The sequence below is a fragment of the Curtobacterium sp. VKM Ac-2889 genome, assembly GCF_015350855.1.
Classification (GTDB): domain Bacteria; phylum Actinomycetota; class Actinomycetes; order Actinomycetales; family Microbacteriaceae; genus Curtobacterium; species Curtobacterium poinsettiae.
Genome location: NZ_JADKSC010000004.1, coordinates 166923 through 189513, shown reverse-complemented (window position 1 = coordinate 189513; position 22591 = coordinate 166923). Strand labels below are relative to the sequence as shown.

Genomic DNA, 22591 nt, shown 5'->3' with positions numbered 1-22591 from the left:
GGACAGGACGAACACCATGACGAACCAACTGACCCGCCGCACGCTCTTCGCCGGCGGCGCCTCCGCCCTGGCCCTCGGTGCGCTCGCCGCCTGCTCGTCGCCCGGTCGGCGTACGACCAGCCGATCGGGTGCACGGACCGTGAGCTACTGGCTGTGGGACGCGAACCAGCAACCCGCCTACCAGGCCGTCGCCGACGCCTTCCACCGCGCGAACCCGGACATCACCGTGAAGATCACCCAGCTCGGGTGGAACGACTACTGGACCAAGCTCACCGCGGGGTTCATCGCCGGCACCGCGCCCGACGTCTTCACCGACCACCTGACGAAGTTCCCGCAGTACGCCGACCTCGACGTGCTCTACAAGCTCGACGAGCTCGACGCGACCAAGGGCATCCGCGACGACGACTACCAGTCCGGGCTCGCCGAACTGTGGAAGGGCCAGGACGGCCACCGCTACGGCTCCCCGAAGGACTGGGACACCGTCGCGATGTTCTACGACAAGAAGGCGATGGCGAAGGCCGGGGTCTCCGCCGAGGAACTCGGGTCGCTCGAGTGGAACCCGGACGACGGCGGCACGTTCGAGCGGATGCTCGCCCGGCTGACGGTGGACTCCAAGGGCCGACGCGGCGACGAGGACGGCTTCGACAAGGACGACGTCGCCGTCTACGGCATCTCGTCGAACGGGTCGGGCGGCGACGGCTTCGGACAGACCCAGTGGTCGCCGTTCACCGGGTCGGTCGACTGGTTCTACACGAACGAGAACCCCTGGGGCGACAAGTTCCGCTACGACGAGCGGGTCGTGCAGGACACCCTCGCCTGGTACTACCGGCTGGCCGAGAAGGGCTACATGGCGAAGTACGGGGTGTTCTCCACCACGACCGGGCCCGAGGTCCAGCTCGGCGCTGGCAAGTGCGCGCTGTCGTTCAACGGCTCGTGGATGATCGGCTCGTACCTCGGCATGGACGACCTCGACGTCGCCGTCGCCCCGACCCCGATCGGTCCGGCGGGACACCGCGCGTCGATGTTCAACGGGCTCGGCGACTCGATCACGAAGCAGGCGAAGGACCCCGAGGCCGCGGCGAAGTGGGTGGCGTTCCTGGGCAGCGACGAGGCGCAGCGGATCGTCGGTCGGAGCGGGATCGTGTTCCCCGCTCGTCCCGCGGGCACCGAGGCCGCGGTGGCGTCGTTCCGGAAGCGCGGCCTGGACGTCTCGGCGTTCACCCGGCAGGTCGAGGAGGAAACGACGTTCCTGTTCCCGGTCACGAAGAACCCCGCCGACGTGCAGGCGTTGCTGCAGCCCGCCTTCGACGACGTCTACGCGAACGGCAAGCCGATCTCGACGCTGACCGGGGTGAACGAGCAGGTGAACAACCTGCTCGCCCTCACCTGATCGCGCACGGTGCGGGCCGGCCGCGGGCCTCCCGTCCGGCGGCGCGCACGGTGCGTGTGTGGTGACTGGGTGCGGGGTTGGTTGCGTGGTGCGGCGCGGTAAGCGCGCACGGTGTGGGCAAGCTCGCACCGGGTGGCGAAGCCCGCACGATGCGGTGGCCGGGAGGCGCGGTGCGGGCCGGCCACGGGCCTCCCGTCCGGCGGTGCGCACGGTGCGTGTGTGGTGACTGGGTGCGGGCTTGGTGGCGTGGTGCGGCGCTGTGAGCGCGCACGGTGCGGGCAAGCTCGCACCGGGTGGCGAAGCCCGCACGGTGCGGCGGCCGGGAGGCGCGGTGCGGACCCGCCACGGGCCTCCCGTCCGGCGGTGCGCATGGTGCGTGTGTGGTGACTGGGTGCGGGGTTGGTTGCGTGGTGCGGCGCGGTAAGCGCGCACGGGGCGGGCAAGCTCGCACCGGGTGGCGAAGCCCGCACGGTGCGGTGGCCGGGCGGCGCGGCGCAGCCGACGGGTCAGAGGTCGTGCAGCTCGCGGTCGCGGAACCACTTCAGCAGCCACGCCGCACTGGTCCGGTCGAACGAGCGCGGGAAGTCCATCGTCCCGGAGAGGAAGGGACTGAAGCCCGCTTCTGACCGGATGTCGGAGTCGTCGAGTGCTCGGTACGCCATCGACCAGCCGTCGAAGCGCCGGCGCTCGATGTCCTCGCGCACGAGCGACTTGACCTCACCGTGCCGCCGGTCCTTCGCGATGACGTCGTACCGGTCCTGCACGCTCCACGCCGGCCCCTCGAGCAGCTGCATGAACCGGCCACCCTTGGCGAGCAGGAGCCCGGAGACCCCGAGCGCTTCGTTCCGCAGCCGGGACTCAGCGAGCAGCACCGCCATGGCCTGGTCGTCGAAGGGCACGACGGCACGACTCATGTAGACGATGGAGACGAGCACTCCTCCATACTGCTGGGTGGCAGGCCGTTGCGCGAAGTGGATGTCCGCAACGCGCCCCACGGATCGGCGCCGCGGATCAGCCCTGCGGCAGCTCGTGCGCGGTGACGTCCTCGTTGCGCTTCTTCCGCCAGGGTCGAGCCGGGGTGTTCGGGCCGTCCCACACCAGGATGGCGCCCCATGCCGCGGCGATCAGCGGCACCGAGATGATCGCGCCCGTGATGCCGGCGAGCACGGTGCCGGCGGTCAGGCCGATCAGGATGACGAGGCCGTGCAGCTTGAGGGTCCGCCCCATCAGGACGGGCTGCAGCAGGTTGCCCTCGAGCTGGTTCACCAGCACCACGATGCCGATCACGATGAGTGCCTGCACCGGGCCGAGGGCGACGAGCGCGACGAGGGCGGCGAGGATGCCGGCAGCGGTCGCACCGACGATCGGGATGAACGCCGTGATGAAGACGACGACGGCCAACGGCAGGGCCAGGGGCACGCCGAGGATCGCGATGCTGACCCCGATGCCGATCGCGTCCACGGCAGCGACGGTGGCGGTGCCGCGGACGTAGCCGCCGAGGGTCGAGACGACCCGGTCACCGACACGACGTGCACGGGCGTAGCGCTCACCGGTGAAGGGACGGAGCAGGAACTCCCAGATGCTCGGGCCGTCCTTCAGGAAGAAGAACAGCACGACGATCATCAGCACGAGCCCGGTCAGGAAGTTCGCGGTGGCCGACGCACCCGCCAGCGCACCGGAGCCGAACTGGGCGCTCGTGACGAAGTCGGACGCCGACGCGACCGCGTCGTCGATCTGCTTGTCGGAGATCGAGAACGGCAGGTTCTTCGCGAACTCCTGCAGCTGCTGGAAGCCGTCGACCGCCGACTTCTGCAGCTGCGACCACTGGTTCTCGACCGCGACGACGATGAGCCAGCCGATCAGGCCCAGGATCGCGAGCACGCCGATCAGGACGGCGAGGGTGGCGAGCACCGACGGCACGCGGTGCTTGCGCAGCCACGACACGACCGGGTGCATCGCCGACGCGATGATGAGCGCGAGGAGCACGGGGATCGTGACGACGCTCAGGATGTTGCTCGCCCAGACGACCCCGGCGACGACCACCACGACGATGATCAGCTGCAGGCACCGGGTCGCGAAGTGCCCGGCGGAGTCGGACCATGCGGCCTGGACCCTGGACGGCGGGGCTGGGGTGGTCGGGCGCGGAGCGTCGCGGAAGAACGGCATGCGCCAGACGCTACCGACCAGCGGGCCGCCGCGCCGCTTCTGACGGGCAACGCGTCGAGGGCAGCACGTCCGCGCGCCTAGGATCGGGCGCATGGCGACCGTCCTCCTCGTCCGTCACGGACGCACCACCGCGAACGCCACCGGCGTCCTGGCCGGACGCACCGCCGGCGTGCGACTCGACGCCGTCGGGCGGACCCAGGCCGAGCGGACCGCGGAGCGCATCGCCGCGGTGCCCGTGGTCGCCGTGGTGTCGAGTCCGCTCGAGCGCTGCCGACAGACCGCCCGCGCGATCCTCGACCGCCAGCCCGACCGGCAGCCCGACCGGCAGCCCGGCCGCCAGACCGACCGGCAGTCCGGCGCGTCCGATCTGCTGATCGAGCGCGCCATCACCGAGGCCGACTACGGGCAGTGGCAGGGCCGGAAGCTCGCCGACCTGGCGAAGGAGCCCCTCTGGCGCACGGTGCAGGCGAACCCCAGTGCCGTCGTGTTCCCCGGCGGCGAGTCCATGCAGACGATGCAGTCCCGTGCCGTCGCGGCCGTCCGGCGCATCGACGCCGAGGTCGAGGCGGAGCACGGACCCGGCGCGGTCTGGGTCGCGGTGAGCCACGGCGACATCATCAAGAGCGTCCTGGCCGACGCGTTCGGCATGCACCTGGACCTGTTCCAGCGCATCGGCGTCGGGCCGGCCTCGGTGTCGGTCGTGCGGTACGGCGAGCACCGCCCCGAGGTCGTCGCGACGAACACCGAGTCGGGCGACCTGTCCTGGCTGCGCACCGCCCCGGCTCCCAGCGGGGAGGCCGCGGTCGGCGGCGGCGCTGGACATCCGGAACCCGATGCGCACACCGGCACCGGGCGTCCGGCCCCCGACGCGCCCGGCTGACCTGCGCGACCCTGAACGGGCGGAGCCGAGCGCTCCTACAATGCGGGTATGCCCACCATCGTCCACGGCTTCGACTGGCCGGACCGCCTCGTCGTCGGCACCATCGGCCGTCCGGGTGAGCGCGCCTTCTACATCCAGGCCCGCTCCGGTCGACGCGTCACCAGCGTCGCGCTCGAGAAGGAGCAGACCTCCGTGCTCGCCGACAAGATCGACGAGCTCCTCGACGAGGTCGCGACCGTCGACGACAACCGCTTCAGCGTGCCGCCGTCCGTGCCCGCCGAACTCCGCGACCCGGAGCCCCTCGACCAGCCCGTCGAGGCCGAGTTCCGCGCCGGAGCGCTGAGCTTGGGCTTCGACCCGTCCACCGCCCAGGTCGTCATCGAGGCGTACCCGATCGACGACGAGGTCGAGATCGTGTCCGAGGAGAGCGAGGACGGCGTCGAGATCGAGGCCGTCGTGGAGATCCCCGAACCCGCCGAGCTGTTCCAGGTGAAGATCCCGGTCGGCACCGCCCGGGCATTCGTCGAGCGCACGCGTGAGGTCGTCGCCGCCGGTCGTCCGCCCGGCGACGCATGAGCGACGGATCGCTCTCCGTCCGGGCGCGCATCCGTGAGGCGTCCAACGCCACCTTCCTCGCCGACCTCGACGGCGCGACCGTCGTCTACAAGCCCATCGAGGGCGAGCGCCCGCTGTGGGACTTCCCGGACGGCACGCTCGCCGGCCGCGAGATCGCCGCACACCTGGTCTCCGAGGCGTTCGGCTGGGGCGTCGTCCCGCCCACGTGGATGGGCGACGGTCCGTTCGGCCCCGGCATGGTGCAGCGCTGGCAGGACGTCGACCCCGAGCAGGACGCCGTCGACCTGGTGGCACCCGAACTCGCCGAGGCGGACGGTTCGCCCTGGCTGCCCGTGCTCGAGGCCATCGACGAACACGACCAGCCCGTCACGCTCGTGCACGAGGACTCCGAGGCCCTGCGCCGGATGGCCGTCTTCGACGTCGTCGTGAACAACGCCGACCGCAAGGGCGGGCACGTGCTCGCGATGCCCGACGGCCACCGCTTCGGCGTGGACCACGGGCTCACCTTCCACGTCGAGCACAAGCTCCGGACGGTCCTGTGGGGCTGGATCGGCGAGCCGCTCGGGCCCGACGAGCTCGAGGGCCTCGACCGCGTGTCCGAAGCCCTGCGCGGCGGTCTCGGCGACGAGCTCGCCGAGCACCTGACGGACGAGGAGATCGACACGCTCCGGGCGCGCTGCGCGGCCCTGCGCGCCGTCGGGATCTTCCCGCCGCCGCCGGGTCACGGCCCCGCCGTGCCCTGGCCGCTGTTCTAGACGCACCCAGGGACGTAACTGGAGGCCCGTGGCGGTCTCGCCACGGGCCTCCAGGCTGTCCGTGGCTGGCTTCAGAGCCCCCAGTCGTCGCGGAAGAGCGCGCCGCCGGCCCCGCGACGCGAGCCGAGGTACGAGCCGACCACGGCGACCCCGAGGTCGTCGTTCTCCGGCGCCACGACGCTGCCGTCCACCCGCTTCGCCATCGCGTCGATGAACCGGGCGAGCCCCGGGTCCTCGCCGAGCCGGAAGAACGTCGTTTGGGCGCCGAGGCGTCCGGCGTTCTCGAGCTCCCGCACGGTCAACGCGATCGTCACCGGGTCGGGCGGGTAGTCGAACCAGACCTGCCCGTTCGGCTCGAGGTGCGAGGTCGGCTCGCCGTCGGTGACGATGAGGAGCACCGGTTGGGCCGTGGGGTGCTTGCGGAAGTGCCGGTTGGCGAGCAGCAGGGCGTGGTGCAGGTTCGTGCCCTTGTCCCACATCGCGTCGAGACCGACGAGCTGTTCGACGTCCATCACCTCGGCCTCGCGACCGAAGGCGATGAGCTGCAGGTCGTCGCCGCGGAACCGGGTCGACACCAGGGTGTGGAGCGCCAGGGCCGTGCGCTTCATCGGGACCCAGCGGTCCTCCATCGCCATCGAGAACGACGTGTCGACGAGCAGCGCGACGCAGGCCTGGGTGCGGGCCTCGGTCTCCTGCACCTCGACGTCGTCGATGCTCAGGTGCACGCCGGCTCCCTGCCGACCGCTGGCCGCCGTCCGCACCACGGCGTTCGTGATCGTGCGGGGGATGTCCCACGGCTCGGTGTCGCCGAACGCCCACTGCCGTGACGCCCCTGACGGTTCACCCGCGGCGCCCGAGCGACGGAGGTCCCTGGCGCCCTGGCGACCGGACATCCGCTGGGCGACGTCCTTGAGCAGGCTCTTGCCGAGCTGCCGCATCGCCTTCGGGGTCAGCCGGAGCTGCCCGTCGGCACCGCGGCGCATCGCCCCCGAGTTCCGGAGCGCCTGTTCGAGCCGCTGCAGGGTCTTCGCGTCGACCGCCGCTTCGTCGCCCAGCTGCCGGGACAGCGCGTCGAGGTCCAGGTCGTCGAGTTCCGAGCCGGGGCCGGACTGGGCGAGCTGGTCGGCGAGCGCGTCGAGGTCCGCGATGTCCTGGAACACCCCGGTGCCGTCGCCGAGCCCGAGGCCCTGCTCGCCGTTCATCCGCTCCGACCCGCCCCAGTCCTCGCCGGGCCGCAGGGACCGCAGGTTCCCGTCGAGCTGGGACAGCTGCCCCATCAGGTCGGGGGAGCCGAAGGCCTGCTCGGCGAGGGAGTCGAGTTCGTCCCGCTGCTCCTGGGTCATCGAGTTCCGCATGCGCTGCGCTGCGGCCGCACGGGCTGCCAGGTCGTCGAGCAGCTCGTCGACGTTCGCGGGGTCCGACGGGAAGTACTCGCCGTGCTGGTCCATGAAGTCGTCGAACTGCTGCTGGGTGTCCTCACCGCGAGCGTGCGCCTCGAGCAGGGCGTTGAGGTCCTGCATCATCGCGCTGACCGCGGCCCGGTCCTGTTCGGTGGCGCCCTCGAGCGCCTGCTTCATGCCGGCGAAGCGCTGGTCGAGCACCTCGCGGCCGAGCAGGTCCTTGATCTCGTCGTACTTCTGCCGGGCCTCGGGGCTCGTCCAGTCGTAGCCGCCGAGCTCCTGCACCGCGGCGGCGGGGGAGGGCGACAGGCTGTCGAGCTGCAGTTCGGCCAGCGCCCGGTCGCCGTCGTCGAGGTCGACGTTGCGGGCGAGTTCGCCGCGTTCGGCACGGAGCGCCTGGTCGAGCAGTTCGCGGACCTGCTGCAGGGTGCCGTCGAGGTTGTTCCGGCTCGTCAGTTCGCGGCGCCGCTCGGCCACCTGGCGGGCCAGGTCGTCGAGGCCGCGCTGCGTCCGGCCACCGCGTCGCAGGAACTCCTGCATCGCGCGCTCGGGCGACGTGCCGCCCATCACGTCCTGCCCGATGGCGTCGAGTGCCTCGGCCAGGTCGACCGGGGCCGCGAGCGGGTCCGGCCCGCCGGTGTAGGCCCCGTAGCGGGTGTCGCGCGTCAGGCGTCGGTTCTGCCTAGCCATAGACGGCTTCGCCCCCGCCGGACTCCTTGCTGATGCGTCGGGCGAGGAACAGGCCCTCGAGGGCGAGCTCGATCGCGCCGGCGCGTTCGCCGTCGTTCGTGGCACCCATCCGGTCGCACACCTGGTCGTACAGGTCGGACTCGCCGATCGACGGCAGCCCCTCGAGGAACGCCCGGGCGCTGACCTGCTCGCCCGTGGTCACCATCGTGCCGCCGTCGAGCGCGTCCACGAGCACCGCGAAGTCGAGACCCCTGAACCGGGCGCGCACGGTCTCGGCGGTCGCGGTGCGGAGCAGGTGCTCGAGGACCTCGTCGGCCCGGTCCTCTTCGCCGTTCTCGAACTCGATCTTGCCGCCGAGAACGTCCACCGCGGTCTCGAGGTCGATCGGGCGGGCGACCGCCTCGTCCTCGCCCTGGCGTGCTGCGCGGTGCACAGCGGCGGCGGACACCGTCTCGGCACCCGCGATCGCGAACCGGGCGCTCACGCCGCTGCGCTGGTCGACGGCGCTCGACGAACGGAGCGCCCGGGTGAAGCGGGCGAGGATCTCGATCAGCGCGTCGGGCACCTCGGCCGTCAGCTGCGCCTCCTGCCGGATGACGGCGATCTCGTCGTCGAGCTCGATCGGGTAGTGCGTGCGGATCTCGGCGCCGAAGCGGTCCTTCAGCGGCGTGATGATCCGGCCGCGGTTCGTGTAGTCCTCGGGGTTCGCACTCGCCACGACGAGCACGTCGAGCGGCAGCCGCAGCACGTAGCCGCGGATCTGGACGTCGCGTTCCTCCATCACGTTGAGCATCGCGACCTGGATGCGTTCGGCCAGGTCGGGGAGTTCGTTGATCGCGACGATGCCACGGTGGCCGCGCGGGACGAGCCCGAAGTGGATGGTCTCCGGGTCGCCCAGGCTGCGACCCTCGGCGACCTTCATCGGGTCGACGTCGCCGATCAGGTCGGCGACGCTCGTGTCCGGCGTCGCGAGCTTCTCGACGTAGCGGTCGTCGCGGTGCCGCCAGCTGATCGGCAGGGCGTCACCGAGCTCGTCGGCACGACGGATGCTCGCCGTCGTGATCGGTTCGTACGGGTGCTCGCCGAGCTCGGAGCCGGTGATGACCGGCGTCCACTCGTCGAGCAGGCCCTGCAGGGTGCGGAGCAGGCGGGTCTTGCCCTGGCCGCGCTCGCCGAGCAGGACGACGTCGTGCCCGGCGATCAGGGCGCGTTCGAGCTGGGGGATGACGGTGGTCTCGAAGCCGTGCAGGCCGGGCCACGGATCGGTGCCCTGGCGCAGGGCGGTGAGCAGGTTGTCGCGGATCTCGGCGCGGACCGTCTTCTGGACGTGACCAGAGGTGCGGAGCTCGCCGACCGTGCGGATGTCAGGTCGGGTCACGTTCTGGACGTTACGCCTTCTCGGACGGGAGGCCCGTGGCGGGCCCCGCCACGGGCCTCCCGTCCGTCCGCTTGTGGGTTTCCATCGCACTTGCGATCATTGAGATCCCGGCGACGGAGCCGGATTCGAAGTAGGGGGATCCGGCTCCGCCCCCGGTTGCTCGTACCGCATCTGAACCACATCGGCGATCTCGGCGTACGGTCCCCTTTCGTGAGCAGCGCGAACGCAACCATCAAGAGCCTGGTGCCCGCCAGGATGGACCGCTTGCCGTGGACCCGGTTCCACTGGAGCGTCGTCGTCGGACTCGGCGTGTCCTGGATCCTCGACGGTCTCGAGATCCAGATCGTCTCGAACGCCGGGTTCCAGGCCGACCTGAACCTGTCGACGCAACAGGTGACGTTGCTCGGCACGATCTACCTGGTCGGGCAGGTCGTCGGCGCCCTGGTGTTCGGGCGGATGTCCGACCGGCTGGGCCGCCGCAAGCTGTTCATCCTGACGCTGGCCATCTACCTGATCGGTTCCGGCATCGCGGGCCTCGCGCAGGACTTCTGGTTCCTGGCGGCCTTCCGGTTCGTGGCGGGGTTGGGCATCGGCGGCGAGTACGCGGCGATCAACTCCGCGATCGACGAACTCATCCCCGCGAAGTACCGCGGGCACGTCGACATCGCCATCAACGGCACGTACTGGGGTGGCGCGGCACTCGGCGCCTTCGCGAACATCTACCTGCTCGACACGTCGTACTTCGCCGAGGACATCGGCTGGCGCATCGGGTTCTTCCTCGGCCCGGTGCTCGGCATCGCGATCATCTTCCTGCGCCGGCACATCCCGGAGAGTCCGCGGTGGCTGATGACGCACGGACGTCAGGAAGAAGCCGAGGCCACCGTCTCCCGCATCGAGGCGTCGGTGGAGCAGGCGACCGGCAAACCGCTGCCCGAGGTCGACCAGTCGAAGGCGATGACGGTCACACCGACCGACCGCGTCGGGTTCCTCACCATCGCGCGCGTGCTGCTGAAGCAGTACCCGACGCGGACGCTCGTCGGCGCGACGATGATGATCACGCAGGCGTTCCTGTACAACGCGATCTTCTTCACCTACGCGCTCGTGCTGACGAACTTCTTCGGCCTGAAGACAGCGGAGACGGCGGTCTACTTCTTCCCGTTCGCGATCGGCAACCTGCTCGGGCCGATCATCCTCGGGCGCTTCTTCGACACCTGGGGTCGTCGCCAGATGATCTTCCTGACGTACCTGGTGTCCGGGCTCGTGCTCGCCACGTCGGCGTTCCTGTTCCGGGCCGACGCGATCTCGGCCACGGTGCAGGTCGCGTTCTGGTGCGTCTCGTTCTTCTTCGCCTCGGCCGGTGCGTCGAGTGCGTACCTGACGGTCAGCGAGATCTTCCCGCTCGAGCTGCGGTCGCAGGCCATCTCGTACTTCTTCGCGCTGGCGCAGATCTTCGGTGCGGTCGCCCCGGCCATCTACGGTGCCTTCATCGGGGACGGGTCGTCGCGGGAGCCGCTGTTCTGGGGGTACCTGCTCGGATCCGCGGTGATGATCGGCGGCGGCGTGGTGGCCCTGATCTTCGGGGTCGACGCCGCGCGGAAGGGGCTGGAGGACGTCACCCAACCGCTCTCGGTGCTCACCGGGGATGCGAAGTCCGACCGGAAGTGAGCACGGTGGCGGCGGCCTGACATTCTGTATGCAGAGTGTTTAGCGCCGCCGCCGCAGCGCTGTCACTGTGCCTGCATGGCACTCCTCCACAGTCCGACACCGGCGACGATCATCCACGACAGCGGCCGCCCGCTCCCCGGGGGCTCCGCCCGTGCGTGAACCTGGGGTGATGGAGCACACCCCGATGCGCGCCGCGGCCGGCGACCTCGATCCCCACGGCCTGCGCCGCAGCCTGCTGCGCGATGCGGTGTTCCTGCGCCTGCTCGACAACGTCCTGCGGGGCGAGTACCGCCGTGGGCAGCGGCTGCGGCTCGACACCCTGGCATCGGACATGCGGGTGTCGCGGACGCCTGTGCGCGAAGCCCTGGTGACCCTCGAATCGCTCCAGCTGGCGACCGTCCAGCGGTACGTCGGGGTCGTGATCTCGCACTGGTCGGTCGACCAGATGACCGAGCGACTCCGGATCGCGCAGACCATGCTCGCCGATCCTCCGTCGAGCGCCGTCGGCTACCAGGACCGGTTCGACAAGGCGTGGCTCCGCGAGTGCTGGACCGAAGCCGGTGCCTTCGTCGAGCTCGGGTCCTGGTACCTGCGCCGCCGCGGATCGTCGGTGAGTGGCGACTGGTTGCTGTCGCAGCGCATCGTGCTCGACATGTTCTTCACCGATGACGTCGCCCTGGCGAACGGGATCGACGCCGTGGTCGACCGGCGCCGACGGGTCGAGATCGTGGAGCGAGCGGTGGACGCCGCCGCCCGCGATGCCCTCGACGACTGCGCCGCCGCACTCCTCGAACTCTCGACCGCCCTGATCGCCCTGCCGGACCGCTTCCGGGTGGTGGTGTCGGCCTGACGCGGCGTCGGCTGCGGATCCGTTCAGGTCCGTGCCGACCGCCGCGGATCCGCTGGTCGCGATGCCGTTCACCGAGCATCGCCGGTGCACCTCGCACCGGATCGTCAGGAAACGTCGTGGCAGCCTTGACCGGTTGCCGTCCCCGGCGTGTCCACCGACGACAGGAGTGCCCGTGAACGACGTCCGCGACCGATCCCACCGCTTGAACCGAGCGTCCGGGATCGCACGGCATGGACGTCTCCGGCGCTCGAGCCCCCTCGCGACCGTGGCCAAGACGGTCTCCGCCGTCGTCGCGGTGGCGCTCGTGAGCTCGGTCTCGGTCACGGCGATCGCGGCGAAGCAGGTCACGGACGACCTCGGTGACGGGGTGGAGATCCAGGGCCAGCCCGCGCCGCAGGCGAAGGGTGGTCCCAAGCCCCTCAGCGCCTTCAAGGGCGGGTTCAACATGCTCGTCGTCGGCACCGACAACGACCCCGACCAGAGTGCTGCGTTCGGGGAGCGCGACGCGACCCTCAACGACGTCAACATCCTGCTGCACGTCTCGGCGGACCACACCAACGCCACCGCGGTGAGCATCCCGCGTGACCTCGTCACACCGATCCCGGCCTGCAAGAAGACCGACGGCACGGGCACCGCCCCGGCGATGGCGGCGCAGCCGATCAACACCTCGTTCGGCGAGGGCGGCCTGAACTGCGTCACCCAGACGGTCGCCGGGCTGACCGGGCTCGACATCCAGTACTCGGCGGCGGTGTCGTTCAAGGGCGTCATCGAGATGTCGAACGCGATCGGCGGCGTGCCGGTCTGCGTCGCCCAGCCGATCACCGACTCGTACACCGGGCTGAACCTGCCCGCCGGCACCTCGACGCTGCAGGGTGACGATGCCCTGGCGTTCCTGCGCACCCGGCACAGCGTGGGCGATGGGTCGGACCTCGCCCGGATCTCGAGCCAGCAGGTGTTCCTGTCGTCGCTGCTCCGCACCGTGAAGTCGAACGACACCCTCGGTTCGCCCGCCCGCCTGTACAAGCTGGCCCGGGCGGCGGCGTCGAACATGCAGCTGTCCCAGAGCCTGAACGACATCGGGACGATGGTGCAGATGGGTCTGGCGCTCCGCGACCTGCCGCTGGCGCAGGTGAACTTCGTGCAGTACCCGGGCACCACGGGCGGCACCGGGGTCTACGCCGGGAAGGTCCAGCCGACGACGTACCTGGCCGACCAGCTGTTCGCGAAGATCAAGGCCGACCAGTCGTTCTCGCTCGGGGCGGACAGCACGGGCATCGGGTCCGAGACGAACCCGACGCAGACGGGTCCGACGCAGCCGACCGCTGCACCGTCGTCTCCGGAGGCTGCGCCGAAGCCGGCGACGCCCGCGACCCCGGCAGCACCGTCGTCGGCTGCGCCCCGCACCCCCTCGGCGACGCCCGAGACCATCGACGGACTCGAGGGCCAGTCAGCCGACCAGCAGACCTGCTCCAAGGCGTTCGGGTACTGAGGCGCGGGGCGGGCCCTCGCTGGCCCCGAGTCTCGGTCGGGCGGACTCTTTGCGGCCTTCAACGCCCGTGGACTGTCCGCGGGGACGAGTCTCGGCTCGGTAGCTGCCTGCCCCCGAACGCAGGAACGGGGGCGCGGTGGTGGGCCGCGCCCCCGGGGAAGTCGCTCCCCGTCGGGCGCCACGCGATCGGGCGCGCCGGGCCCGCGCGGAGAACGACGTCGGGTGCTGTGTCGCGACGACGGGGGTGAACCCCGGAACGTGATTGCCGCGTCCCGACGATGCTATGCAGTGGGGTACGCCCCGACAACCCCGATGTGTCCCCACTTCGGGGGACCGCGCTGTCCGGCCCGAGCCACGCGCGGGCGTGCGTCGGGTCGAGACTGGCGCGGTCCTCCTGTATGGTGGTCGGAGCGCTCGCGAGAGTGCTTGGAGACGTCGCATAGTCCGGCCGAGTGCACCACCCTGCTAAGGTGGAGTCCCCTTTGAGGGGACCGAGGGTTCAAATCCCTCCGTCTCCGCACTGTACGAACAGCATGACGAAACCCCGGTCCGATCGGACCGGGGTTTCGTCGTTCCCGGGCGCCTCGCACGGCGGTCGACCCCGCCGGAACCAGGTTCCGCGGCTCTAGCGCGATCAGGCGCGCGGCGGCCCCGTCGTCGACCGCACCACGAGCGTCGGTGGCACGAGCGTCCGGATGGGACCCGCCGGGGCTCCCGCAGCCGCGCCGATCCGCTCCACCAACCGCGCAGCCGCCAGGCGCCCGACCTCGTCGTTGTGCGGGTCGACCGTCGTCAGGCGCAGCAGGGGTGACGCGGCGAGCGGGGTCTCGTCGTTGCCGATCACCGAGACGTCCTGCGGCACGCGGAGTCCGGCTTCCTGCACGGCGGCGATCGCACCCATCGCCATGACGTCGTTCGCGGCGAACACCGCGGTCAGGTCGGGGTGCTCCCGGAGTGCGAGCCGCGTGCCCTCGTAGCCGGTGGCTTCCGAGGTGGGGCCGGAGCCGGAGACCAGCGGCTCGATGCCGGACGCGACCAGCTGTGCGACGGTGGCGTCCCGGCGGAGCGCAGCCGGGCCTCCCGAGCCGGTGACGTGGACGATGCGGCGGTGACCCAGCCCGATCAGGTGATCCGCTGCCAGCCGTCCGCCGGCGGCTTCGTCGGAGGCGACCACGTCGAGTCCGCCTGGGACGTCCTCACGCGCACCGGCGACCACGACCGGGGTGTCCGCGGGGACGACGACGTCGGGGAAGCCCTCGGCGGCGAGCACCACGCCGTCGACCCGCAGGGAGACCAGGTCGTCGAAGGGCGAGGAACCGAGGTGGGCGTTGGCGCGGGTGTCGGCGAGGGTGAGGCGGAGTCCGTGCGGGGCGAGGGCCTCGCGGATGCCGTCGAGCATCGGGACGTACCAGGGGTTCCGGAAGTCGTCGACGATGACGCCGATGGTGCGGGTCCGGGTGCCGGCGAGGATCGCGGCGGCGCGGTTCGGGCGGTAGCCGAGCTCCGCGACGGCGGCGAGCACCGCGGAGCGGCGGGCGGGGGAGACCCCGGGGTCGTCGCGCAGCACCATCGACACCAGGGACTTCGAGACGCCCGCGCGTGCGGCGACGTCGATGATCGTCGGCGGGCGAGGGGTCACGCTGAGCCTTTCCGGCACGGTGCTTGACAGGACATGGGCTGGTGCGGCTACAGTCTACCGACACGTTCTGGAACGTTCCAGAATCGGATCCAGCGACCTTCTCGAAGGAGAGAACATGAGCGACAGCATCGGCGTCGCCGTCATCGGCGCGGGCATGGCGGGCAAGGCCCACATGGCTGCGTGGCGGAACGCACCCTCCCTCTTCACCTCGACGCTGCCGCCGATCCGGCTCGTCTCGGTCGGCGACGTGTACGAGCCCCTCGCCGCCGAGGCCGCACGGCGCTTCGGCTACGAGCGGCACGACACCGACTGGCGGGCCATCGCGGCAGCGGACGACATCGACGTGGTGAGCGTCGTCGTCGCGAACACGCTGCACCGCGAGATCGTCGAGGGGCTGCTCGCCGCCGGCAAGCACGTGCTGTGCGAGAAGCCGCTGTCCGACTCGCTCGACGACGCCCGCGCGATGGCGTCCGCGGCGGCAGCGGCCGAGCAGCGCGGGGTGCTCGGCCGCATCGGCTTCACCTACCGCCGGGCTCCTGGGCTCGCTGCGATCAAGGAGCTCGTCGAGGACGGCACGCTCGGCCGGGTCCTGCACGTCTCCGGCCGGTACTGGACCGACTACGGCGCCTCGCCCGACGTCCCGTTCTCGTGGCGCTTCGCCGGGGAGCCCGGGTCCGGGGCGCTCGCCGACGTCGGCTCCCACCTGTCCTACGTCGCAGAGTTCCTCGCCGGACCGGTCCGGAGCGTCAACGGTGGGACGTTCACCACGTCGATCACCGAGCGACCCGTGGCCGCCGGACACGCCCTGCGGGGGCAGGCGGTCCCGCTCACCGGTGCGACCGCGGCCGTCGGCAACGACGACTACGCCACGTTCAGTGCACGCTTCGGTGACGGCACGGTCGTCGGGTCGCTCGAGGCCTCCCGTGTCGCGGCCGGGCACCCGAACGGCCTCGTCATCGAGGTGTTCTGCGAGCGCGGGGCCGCCCGGTGGGACCAGGAGCGCGCCTCCGAGATCGGCCTCGCGCTGCAGTCCGACGGCTCGCGTACGGGCGGGTACCGCCAGGTCGTGCTCGGCCCGGACCACCCCTACGTCGCGGGCGGCATGGCGATAGACGCCCCGGGCGTCGGTTGGGGGCAGAACCAGATGTTCGAGTACCAGGCGCGGGCGTTCCTCGACGAGGTCGCCGGGCTGTCCGGCGACGTACCCGACGCCCTGCCCGCGAACGCCACGTTCGACGACGGCGTGCACAACATGGAGGTCCTCGACGCGGTGGCACGGTCCGCCGCGGCCGGGGGTGCGTCCGTCGACGTGGCCGACGCCGTCGTCCCGACCACGGAGGGTGTCCGCGCATGAAGCTCGGTCTCTACGACGCGATCCTGCACGACCGGCCCCTCGCCGACGCACTCCGGGTCATCGCGGCCAACGGCCTGACCGGCATCGAGCTGAACACCGGCGGCTTCCTGCCCCCGGTGCACGTGCCCGACTTCGACGCGATCCTGGTCGACGACGACGCCCGTGACGCCTTCCTCGCGCAGTTCGCGGGGACGGGTGTCTCGATCGCCGGCCTCAACTGCAACGGCAACCCGCTGCACCCCGACCCCGCGATCGGTCCCGCGCACGCCGAGGACGTCCGGCGCAGCATCCGCCTCGCCGCCCGCCTCGGACAGGACCGCGTCGTCACGATGTCCGGCCTGCCGGCGGGGGAGCCCGGCGGGACGCGGCCGAACTGGATCGTGAACGCGTGGAACTCGGCCGCGCTCGACGTCCTCGAACACCAGTGGAGCGTCGCGGTGCCGTTCTGGCAGGAGATCGACGCCCTGGCCCGGGAGCACGGCGTGAAGGTCGCGCTCGAGCTGCACCCGCAGAACCTGGTGTTCAACCCGGCGACGATCCGCGAGCTCGTCGAACGCGGCGGGCTGACGAACGTGGGGGTCGAGCTCGACGCCTCGCACCTGTTCTGGCAGCAGATGGACCCGGTGGCGGTCGCCCGCGACCTCGGCCCGCTGGTCTTCCACGCCGCCGCGAAGGACGTCCGGATCAACCCGCACGCCGCGATCAACGGCGTGCTCGACAACTCGTTCCGCCGGTTGTCGACCGACGAGCCACGCACGAACCTGGGCGGCGACGAGTGGGCGAACGAGTGGCCGAAGCCGTCGGCGTGGGACTTCGTCGCGCTCGGCAAGGGCCACGACGAGGCGTACTGGACGACGTTCCTCGAGGCCCTGCGCGCGATCGACCCGGACATGTGGGTGAACATCGAGCACGAGGACACCGAGCTCGGGCGCGAAGACGGCGTCGCGGTCGCCGCGCGCGTGCTGCGCGCCGCGGACGCGGCACTGCCGCACCGGGCCTGACCCTCCGGCGGCAGATCCGCACACCGCCTGGAGGCCCGTGAGCCGTTCCGCGCACAAGGTGACGGATCCGCTCGTGGTGCGCCGTGCCTCCCGGCCGCACCCTGAGCGGATCGGCCACCGGTGCGCGGAACGACCAGTCGGTGCACCCGTGCCGGGTGCTGTCACCGGGCCGGGGTAGCATGCACGACACCTGTCCTGTGACGATGGAGCCCTGCGTGCCGGAACCGACCGACCCCGCCTTCCCGCTCGAACACGTGCGATCGGTGGGCGACGACATCGTGGCCTCCGTCGCCACGGTGATCGACGGCAAGACGGAAGCCATCCGAACCGCCCTGACGGTGATGCTCGCCGAGGGGCACCTGCTCGTCGAGGACGTCCCCGGGGTCGGCAAGACCGTGCTCGCCAAGGCGCTTGGCGCCTCGGTCGGCGGGTCGGTGAACCGCATCCAGTTCACCTCCGACATGCTGCCGTCCGACGTCACGGGCGTGAACATCTTCGACCAGTCGTCCGGCACCTTCCGGTTCTCGCCCGGCCCGGTGTTCGCGAACGTCGTCATCGGCGACGAGATCAACCGCACCAGCCCGAAGACCCAGTCGGCCCTGCTCGAGGCGATGGCCGAGTCACAGGTCACCGTCGACGGCGTGACGCGGCAGCTGGACCGTCCGTTCATGATCGTCGCGACGCAGAACCCCATCGACATGGAGGGCACGTACCCGTTGCCCGAAGCCCAGCGCGACCGCTTCATGGCGCGCATCGCGATGGGCTACCCGAGCGTCGACGCCGAACGGCAGATGCTCGCGAACCGCGGCGGCAGCGACCCGCTGTCGCGCCTGCGGCCGATCGTCGACGTCACCACCCTGCGGCAGATCATCGAGACCGTGGCCCACGTGCACATCGCCCCCGACGTCGAGGCGTACATCATCGCGATCGTCCGGTCGACGCGCACGCACCCCGACCTGGTGCTCGGTGCGAGCCCCCGTGCGACCCTGCACCTGGCGCAGGCCGCGCGTGCACACGCTGCGTTGGCCGGCCGGCCGTTCGTCACCCCCGACGACGTCGCAGCGCTCGCCCCGATCGTCCTCGCACACCGGCTCGTGCCGGTCGCCCGGGGGCTCGGCGGCACCGGCGAGGACACCGTGCGCGAGATCGTCGTCCGCATCGTCTCGGACACCGCCATCCCGTTCACGGCCACCCCCGTCCGCTCCTGATGGCGCGTCCACCGGCACCGCCGTCGCTGCTGCGACGCGTCGGTGCCGCGCGGTCCACGGCCGCCCGGTTCGGTCGCCGCGGGCTCTCGTTGGCACGCCGGACCCCGTTCCCGCGTCCGACGGTCCGCGGCTGGACGGTCATCGCGGTCGGCATCGGCCTGGTCGGCGGCGGCCTGGTCGGCTCCACGAGCGTCGCGGTCACGGCAGGGCTCCTGCTGCTCGTGCTCGTCGTGCTCGGCATCGTCATGGCGTTCGTGGTCGCGACCCCGCTGCGAGGCAGCCGCAGCACCGCCCGGGCGATCGTGCAGGTGGGCGAGGTCTACCGCGAACGCATCACCCTGGGCGGCACCAGCCTGCCGTTCGGCCCGCGGGCGACGCTGCTCGTCCGCGAACAGCTCGAGGACGCCTTCGCCAGCTTGGCCGAGGCGGAGACCTACGCCGAGGTCGGACCTGGCCTGCCGCCGGCGGTGCTCGACGTCGAAGCGCTCGCGATGCACCGCGGCCGCTCGCTGGTCGGGCCCGTCACGATCCGGGTCGAGGACCCCTTCGGCCTGCTCCGGATCGACCGTCCCGTCGTCGCGGCCGAAGAGATCGTCGTCGTGCCGGCCTCGGCGCCGCTCGGGGCGATCGACGCCGGAGCGCTCGCCGGTGCCGTCTCCGCCGACGAGGGCCGGGTCGGACAGGGCGGTTCGGCCGACGACAGCGAACTCCGTCCGTACCGACCGGGTGACCCGATCCGCCGGGTGCACTGGGCCCAGAGTGCGCGCCGCGGGGAACTCCACGTCCGCCAGACCACGCAGGCCCAGCCGCCCGAGGCCGTGATCGCGCTCGACGTCCGGCGCGAGTCCTACCAGCGCCTCGGTCGGGAAGACCTCGCCGAGCTCTCCGATCTGGGCGGCGACCAGGCCTTCGAGCACGCCGTGGTGGTGGCCGCCAGTGTCGCCCGCGCGCTCGCCGCCCGGACCTCCCGCGTCGTGCTCGTGTTCGACGGCCCCGAAGGCGCGACCCGGCACGCGGGCGACGTCGGCGGGCTCACCGACGTGCTCGTCGGGCTCGCTGACGTCCGGCTCCGCTCCGATGCGCGACAGGTGACCGACGTCCTGCCCGAGGTCCGCGGCCGCGACGTGCACGGGATGACCGCCGTCGTGACCGGTACCTGCACCGCGGAGGAAGCCGCCGAGCTCGTCAGCGCGACGAGTGGGTCGAGCCGCGGCATCCTGGCGACCATCGTGCCGCCGGACCCTGCTGTCCGGGGCATCCTCGACCGCGGCGGCTGGCGGACCCTCGTGGTTCCGGTCGCCGGTGCGACGCCGTCCGGAGCAGCGCGGTGACCGGGGCGACCTCCCCGGCGCGTGGCCGCGCCGACGTGCGCGAGATCCTGGAGCGGGACGACCTGCGTGACGTCCCGAGCGCCTGGGTCGTCGCCCTCGCGCCGGTGCCCGTGCTCCTCGCCGCCCTCGCCATCCGGCCGCTCGTGCAGGGCATCGCCTGGTGGGTGTCCGGTGTCGTCGTCGTCGCCGTGCTCGTCGCGGTGATGCTCGCGGTGCGCCGGCAGACGCCCGGCATCCGCTTCGTCGTCCTGGTCGGCACGGTCATCGCCTGCTCGTGCGCCGCCGCCCTGGTCAACGACATCCAGCCGCTCGGGTGGCTCGACGCCGACGGGGCCCTCGGGCAGACGCTCGCCGCGATCCGCCTCAACCCGGCACCCCTGCCACAGACCGACGCGATCCGGCTCGTGGTCACGGCGTCGATCGGGTGGGTGGCGGCGGTCGCACTGTTCCTCGCCGCCATCGCGCGGATCCCGTCGCTCGCCGCGGCCCCGGCCCTGGTGATCCTGATCGTGCCGGGCGTCATCACCGGCCAGCCCGCCGGCACCCCGCTCGTCATCGCCACGTCGGTGGCGTTCCTCGCCCTGCTGTGGTTGTCGGTGCGCCCCGTGCAGCGCGCACTGCCCGCCGCCGTCGTCGGTGCCATCGGGCTCGTCGTCGCCATCGGACTGCCGACGATCGTGCCGCTCAACGCCAGCTGGCTGTCCGGTGTCACCGGTGCGATCCAGTCCCCGATCCAGCCCGGACGGCCCGGCACGCTGCTCGAACTCGGCAACGACCTGCGCCGCCCGAGCGAGCTCGAGGTCTTCCGGTACCGCTCGTCGGACGGGCAGCCTGAGTACCTCAAGCTCGCCGACCTGGACGAGTTCGGCACGGGGGACTGGGTGCCGACCGTGACGAACGCGGCCGAAGCCGACACCGCCGACGAACAGCAGTGGGCCGAGGGCGTCAACCCGCGCCTGGCGAGCCGCGGCGACGTGACGGTCCGTATCACCGGGCTGTCGAGCACCTACCTGCCGGTGCCGTCAGGTGCGGTCTCGATCGAGTCGCAGTCCACCAACCTCGACCTGTCGCAGTGGCGCTGGATGGGGAACTCGAGCACCGTCCGGTCGACCGGCGCCGCGACGGCCCGGGGTGCGATGTACGAGGCGTACGGCGCCTCGACCTTCGCCAACGACTACCTCGACGCGGTCGCCGCCTCGGGGGTGCTCGCGCGCTCCGACGGCCGTGGCTTCCGGGAGCCCAGCCGCGAGCAGCTCCGCACCGACCTCGCCCTGCCCGACGACCTGCCGGCGAACATCTCGTCCACCGCCACCCGTGTCGCCGCAGCCGCGACCGACGACTACGGCCGGGCACGGGCGCTCGAGCAGTGGTTCCGCAGCGACCTGTTCACGTACTCCGAGACCGCTCCGGTGGAGCAGGGCTACGACGGTGACAGCATGGACGTCGTCTCGACGTTCCTGCGCGTCCGCGACGGGTACTGCGTGCACTTCTCGTCCGCGATGGCCGTGATGGCCCGGACGCTCGGCATCCCCTCGCGCATCGCGGTGGGGTACCGGGCAGGGTCGCCGCAGCCCGACGGCGAGTACGCGGTGTCGAACCGGCAGCTGCACTCGTGGCCCGAGCTGTACATCAAGGGCGCCGGCTGGGTCGCGTTCGAGCCGACGCCCGACTCCGACGAGGCCGCTCCGTCCGAAGAACCCTCGGCCTCCCCGACGGCAGCGGCGCCGGAGACCCCGCTGCCGGCGCCCGAGCAGACCACCCCGGCGGAAGAGTCGGCGTCGTCGACTCCGTCGGAGTCCCCGGTTCCGGGTGCTGCGGGTGCGTCCAGCACCGGCGGCGGCGGTGGCCCCGTCGGTCTGCTGGTGGGCCTGTTGCTCGTGCTCGCGGTCCTGGTCGCCCCGGGCTTCGTGCGTGCCGTTCGTCGCCGCTCCCGGCTGTCGGCGATCGCCGCCGGTCGGTCACCTGCCGTGCAGGCGTGGCGGGAACTGCTCGACGACGTCGCCGACCACGGGTACGCCCCGGGCCTCGCGCCGCCGGGTGACGCCGCCGCCGTGGCCCGGACTGCCCGAGCCGTGCTCGGACGCCTGCGGCCCGGACTGCCCGCGTCGGTCGTGCCGCACCTGGAGGCCGCCGTCGACGCGGTCGACCGTGAGCGCTTCGCCGCCGACGGGGACGCATCGGTGGACGGTGCGGCGCTGGGCAGCCACGTCCGACAGGCCCGTGTCGCCCTCGACGAGTCGGTCCCGAGCGTGCGCGTCGTGCGGTCGCGGCTGCTGCCGCCGAGCCTGTTGCCGTCCTCGGCCTGGTCCCACGACGGGCCGAAGCCCCGCCGTCGGGATCGTCGCACGGCCTGACGCCGGCGCGGGCGCGTGGTGCGAACCTCGCACGGTGCGGGGTTCGTCGGGCGCTGCGGGGTTGGTCGGGTGGTGCGTGGTTGGTGGCTCGGTGCGGGGCTGTAGGCGTGCACGGGGCGGTCGAGCGGGCACGGGGTCGCGAACCTCGCACGGTGCGGGCTCCGTTGGGCGATGGCTCGGCGGATGTTGCACGGTGCGGGGGTTGGTCGGGTGGTGCGTGGTTGGTGGCTCGGTGCGGGGCTGTAGGCGTGCACGGGGCGGTTGAGCAGGCACGGGGTCGCGAACCTCGCACGGTGCGGGCTCCGTTGGGCGACGGCTCGGCGGATCTTGCACGGTGCGGGGTTGGTCGGGTGGTGCGTGGTTGGTGGCTCGGTGCGGGGCTGTGGGCGTGCACGGGGCGGTCGAGCGGGCACGGGGTCGCGAACCTCGCACGGTGCGAAGCCCCGACCGCCGCGCCCCGACCGC

The 22591-nt window shown here is 71.9% G+C and carries 17 protein-coding genes and 1 tRNA gene; 13 read left to right on the top strand and 5 right to left on the bottom strand.

What is annotated here, in order from left to right:
* The first annotated feature begins 16 nt into the window (after nt 1–16).
* Nucleotides 17–1390 (top strand): ABC transporter substrate-binding protein, encoded by a 1374-nt coding sequence (locus ITJ50_RS14015; RefSeq protein WP_228499907.1) that lies wholly within the window; start codon nt 17–19, stop codon nt 1388–1390.
* A 506-nt stretch (nt 1391–1896) separates the two neighbouring features.
* Here ITJ50_RS14015 and ITJ50_RS14010 read toward each other — a convergent pair.
* Together ITJ50_RS14010 and ITJ50_RS14005 are read right to left on the bottom strand one after the other, a co-directional pair.
* Complete coding sequence (locus ITJ50_RS14010; protein WP_017888306.1) at nt 1897–2325, bottom strand: BLUF domain-containing protein; 429 nt, start codon at nt 2323–2325, stop codon at nt 1897–1899.
* Between the two features lie 76 nt (nt 2326–2401).
* Nucleotides 2402–3556: an AI-2E family transporter gene (locus tag ITJ50_RS14005; RefSeq protein WP_056070256.1), complete on the bottom strand. Its 1155-nt coding sequence runs from the start codon at nt 3554–3556 to the stop codon at nt 2402–2404.
* Between the two features lie 91 nt (nt 3557–3647).
* Here ITJ50_RS14005 and ITJ50_RS14000 point away from each other — a divergent pair, with 91 nt between their 5' ends.
* From ITJ50_RS14000 to ITJ50_RS13990, 3 genes are read left to right on the top strand one after another with little or no spacing between them, the layout of a single operon-like run.
* Nucleotides 3648–4436, top strand: coding sequence for an MSMEG_4193 family putative phosphomutase (locus tag ITJ50_RS14000; protein ID WP_194590730.1), 789 nt, complete (start codon nt 3648–3650; stop codon nt 4434–4436).
* A gap of 48 nt (nt 4437–4484) precedes the next feature.
* Nucleotides 4485–5012, top strand: a complete 528-nt coding sequence (locus ITJ50_RS13995; RefSeq protein WP_017888309.1) for a DUF3090 domain-containing protein — start codon at nt 4485–4487, stop codon at nt 5010–5012.
* Nucleotides 5009–5767, top strand: a complete 759-nt coding sequence (locus ITJ50_RS13990; protein ID WP_042540587.1) for an SCO1664 family protein — start codon at nt 5009–5011, stop codon at nt 5765–5767. Before ITJ50_RS13995 ends, ITJ50_RS13990 begins: the two co-directional genes overlap by 4 nt.
* A gap of 71 nt (nt 5768–5838) precedes the next feature.
* Here the strand turns inward: ITJ50_RS13990 and ITJ50_RS13985 are convergent, their stop codons facing one another.
* The gene (locus ITJ50_RS13985; RefSeq protein ID WP_194590729.1) at nt 5839–7857 is read right to left on the bottom strand and encodes a vWA domain-containing protein; all 2019 of its coding nucleotides are present in this window, start codon (nt 7855–7857) and stop codon (nt 5839–5841) included.
* Nucleotides 7850–9235, bottom strand: coding sequence for an AAA family ATPase (locus tag ITJ50_RS13980; protein WP_017888312.1), 1386 nt, complete (start codon nt 9233–9235; stop codon nt 7850–7852). Before ITJ50_RS13980 ends, ITJ50_RS13985 begins: the two co-directional genes overlap by 8 nt.
* A 210-nt stretch (nt 9236–9445) precedes the next feature.
* Between ITJ50_RS13980 and ITJ50_RS13975 the strand changes: the two genes are divergently transcribed.
* The 4 genes from ITJ50_RS13975 to ITJ50_RS13960 all read left to right on the top strand — a co-directional run bounded on the left by ITJ50_RS13975 (nt 9446) and on the right by ITJ50_RS13960 (nt 13757).
* A complete protein-coding gene (locus ITJ50_RS13975) occupies nt 9446–10900 on the top strand; it encodes an MFS transporter (protein ID WP_040420052.1) in 1455 nt (484 codons plus the stop codon).
* Nucleotides 10901–11069: 169 nt separating this feature from the next.
* Entirely contained in the window at nt 11070–11750 is a 681-nt protein-coding gene (locus ITJ50_RS13970; protein WP_017888314.1) for a GntR family transcriptional regulator, read from the top strand.
* A gap of 265 nt (nt 11751–12015) precedes the next feature.
* Nucleotides 12016–13239, top strand: coding sequence for an LCP family protein (locus ITJ50_RS13965; RefSeq protein ID WP_308162338.1), 1224 nt, complete (start codon nt 12016–12018; stop codon nt 13237–13239).
* A 428-nt stretch (nt 13240–13667) separates the two neighbouring features.
* Nucleotides 13668–13757: transfer RNA gene (locus ITJ50_RS13960), tRNA-Ser, on the top strand.
* A 116-nt stretch (nt 13758–13873) separates the two neighbouring features.
* On the opposite strand, the gene ITJ50_RS13955 is transcribed toward ITJ50_RS13960, so the two are convergent.
* A complete protein-coding gene (locus ITJ50_RS13955; RefSeq protein ID WP_017888335.1) occupies nt 13874–14878 on the bottom strand; it encodes a LacI family DNA-binding transcriptional regulator in 1005 nt (334 codons plus the stop codon).
* Between the two features lie 115 nt (nt 14879–14993).
* On the opposite strand from ITJ50_RS13955, the gene ITJ50_RS13950 reads away from it, so the two are divergent.
* From ITJ50_RS13950 to ITJ50_RS13930, 5 genes are all read left to right on the top strand, one after another.
* On the top strand, nt 14994–16232 hold the full coding sequence (locus ITJ50_RS13950) for a Gfo/Idh/MocA family protein (RefSeq protein ID WP_194590727.1): 1239 nt from the start codon (nt 14994–14996) through the stop codon (nt 16230–16232).
* Nucleotides 16229–17233 carry a sugar phosphate isomerase/epimerase family protein gene (locus tag ITJ50_RS13945; protein WP_194590726.1) on the top strand — a complete coding sequence of 335 codons (1005 nt, stop codon included), beginning with the start codon at nt 16229–16231 and terminating at the stop codon, nt 17231–17233. Before ITJ50_RS13950 ends, ITJ50_RS13945 begins: the two co-directional genes overlap by 4 nt.
* Before the next feature lie 203 nt (nt 17234–17436).
* Nucleotides 17437–18441, top strand: a complete 1005-nt coding sequence (locus ITJ50_RS13940) for an AAA family ATPase (RefSeq protein WP_056071020.1) — start codon at nt 17437–17439, stop codon at nt 18439–18441.
* Nucleotides 18441–19772 carry a DUF58 domain-containing protein gene (locus ITJ50_RS13935; protein ID WP_017888339.1) on the top strand — a complete coding sequence of 444 codons (1332 nt, stop codon included), beginning with the start codon at nt 18441–18443 and terminating at the stop codon, nt 19770–19772. Before ITJ50_RS13940 ends, ITJ50_RS13935 begins: the two co-directional genes overlap by 1 nt.
* Nucleotides 19769–22126, top strand: coding sequence for a transglutaminaseTgpA domain-containing protein (locus ITJ50_RS13930; protein WP_194590725.1), 2358 nt, complete (start codon nt 19769–19771; stop codon nt 22124–22126). Before ITJ50_RS13935 ends, ITJ50_RS13930 begins: the two co-directional genes overlap by 4 nt.
* Nucleotides 22127–22591 lie beyond the last annotated feature (465 nt).

Bases quoted from the DNA above. Each gene is read 5' to 3' on its own strand.
- ITJ50_RS13950 (WP_194590727.1), top strand. From the start codon at position 14,994: ATGAGCGACAGCATCGGCGTCGCCGTCATCGGCGCGGGCATGGCGGGC.
- ITJ50_RS13990 (WP_042540587.1), top strand. From the start codon at position 5,009: ATGAGCGACGGATCGCTCTCCGTCCGGGCGCGCATCCGTGAGGCGTCC.
- ITJ50_RS13970 (WP_017888314.1), top strand. From the start codon at position 11,070: ATGGAGCACACCCCGATGCGCGCCGCGGCCGGCGACCTCGATCCCCAC.
- ITJ50_RS14015 (WP_228499907.1), top strand. From the start codon at position 17: ATGACGAACCAACTGACCCGCCGCACGCTCTTCGCCGGCGGCGCCTCC.
- ITJ50_RS13985 (WP_194590729.1), bottom strand. From the start codon at position 7,857: ATGGCTAGGCAGAACCGACGCCTGACGCGCGACACCCGCTACGGGGCC.
- ITJ50_RS13940 (WP_056071020.1), top strand. From the start codon at position 17,437: ATGGAGCCCTGCGTGCCGGAACCGACCGACCCCGCCTTCCCGCTCGAA.
- ITJ50_RS14005 (WP_056070256.1), bottom strand. From the start codon at position 3,556: ATGCCGTTCTTCCGCGACGCTCCGCGCCCGACCACCCCAGCCCCGCCG.
- ITJ50_RS13945 (WP_194590726.1), top strand. From the start codon at position 16,229: ATGAAGCTCGGTCTCTACGACGCGATCCTGCACGACCGGCCCCTCGCC.
- ITJ50_RS13935 (WP_017888339.1), top strand. From the start codon at position 18,441: ATGGCGCGTCCACCGGCACCGCCGTCGCTGCTGCGACGCGTCGGTGCC.
- ITJ50_RS13995 (WP_017888309.1), top strand. From the start codon at position 4,485: ATGCCCACCATCGTCCACGGCTTCGACTGGCCGGACCGCCTCGTCGTC.
- ITJ50_RS14000 (WP_194590730.1), top strand. From the start codon at position 3,648: ATGGCGACCGTCCTCCTCGTCCGTCACGGACGCACCACCGCGAACGCC.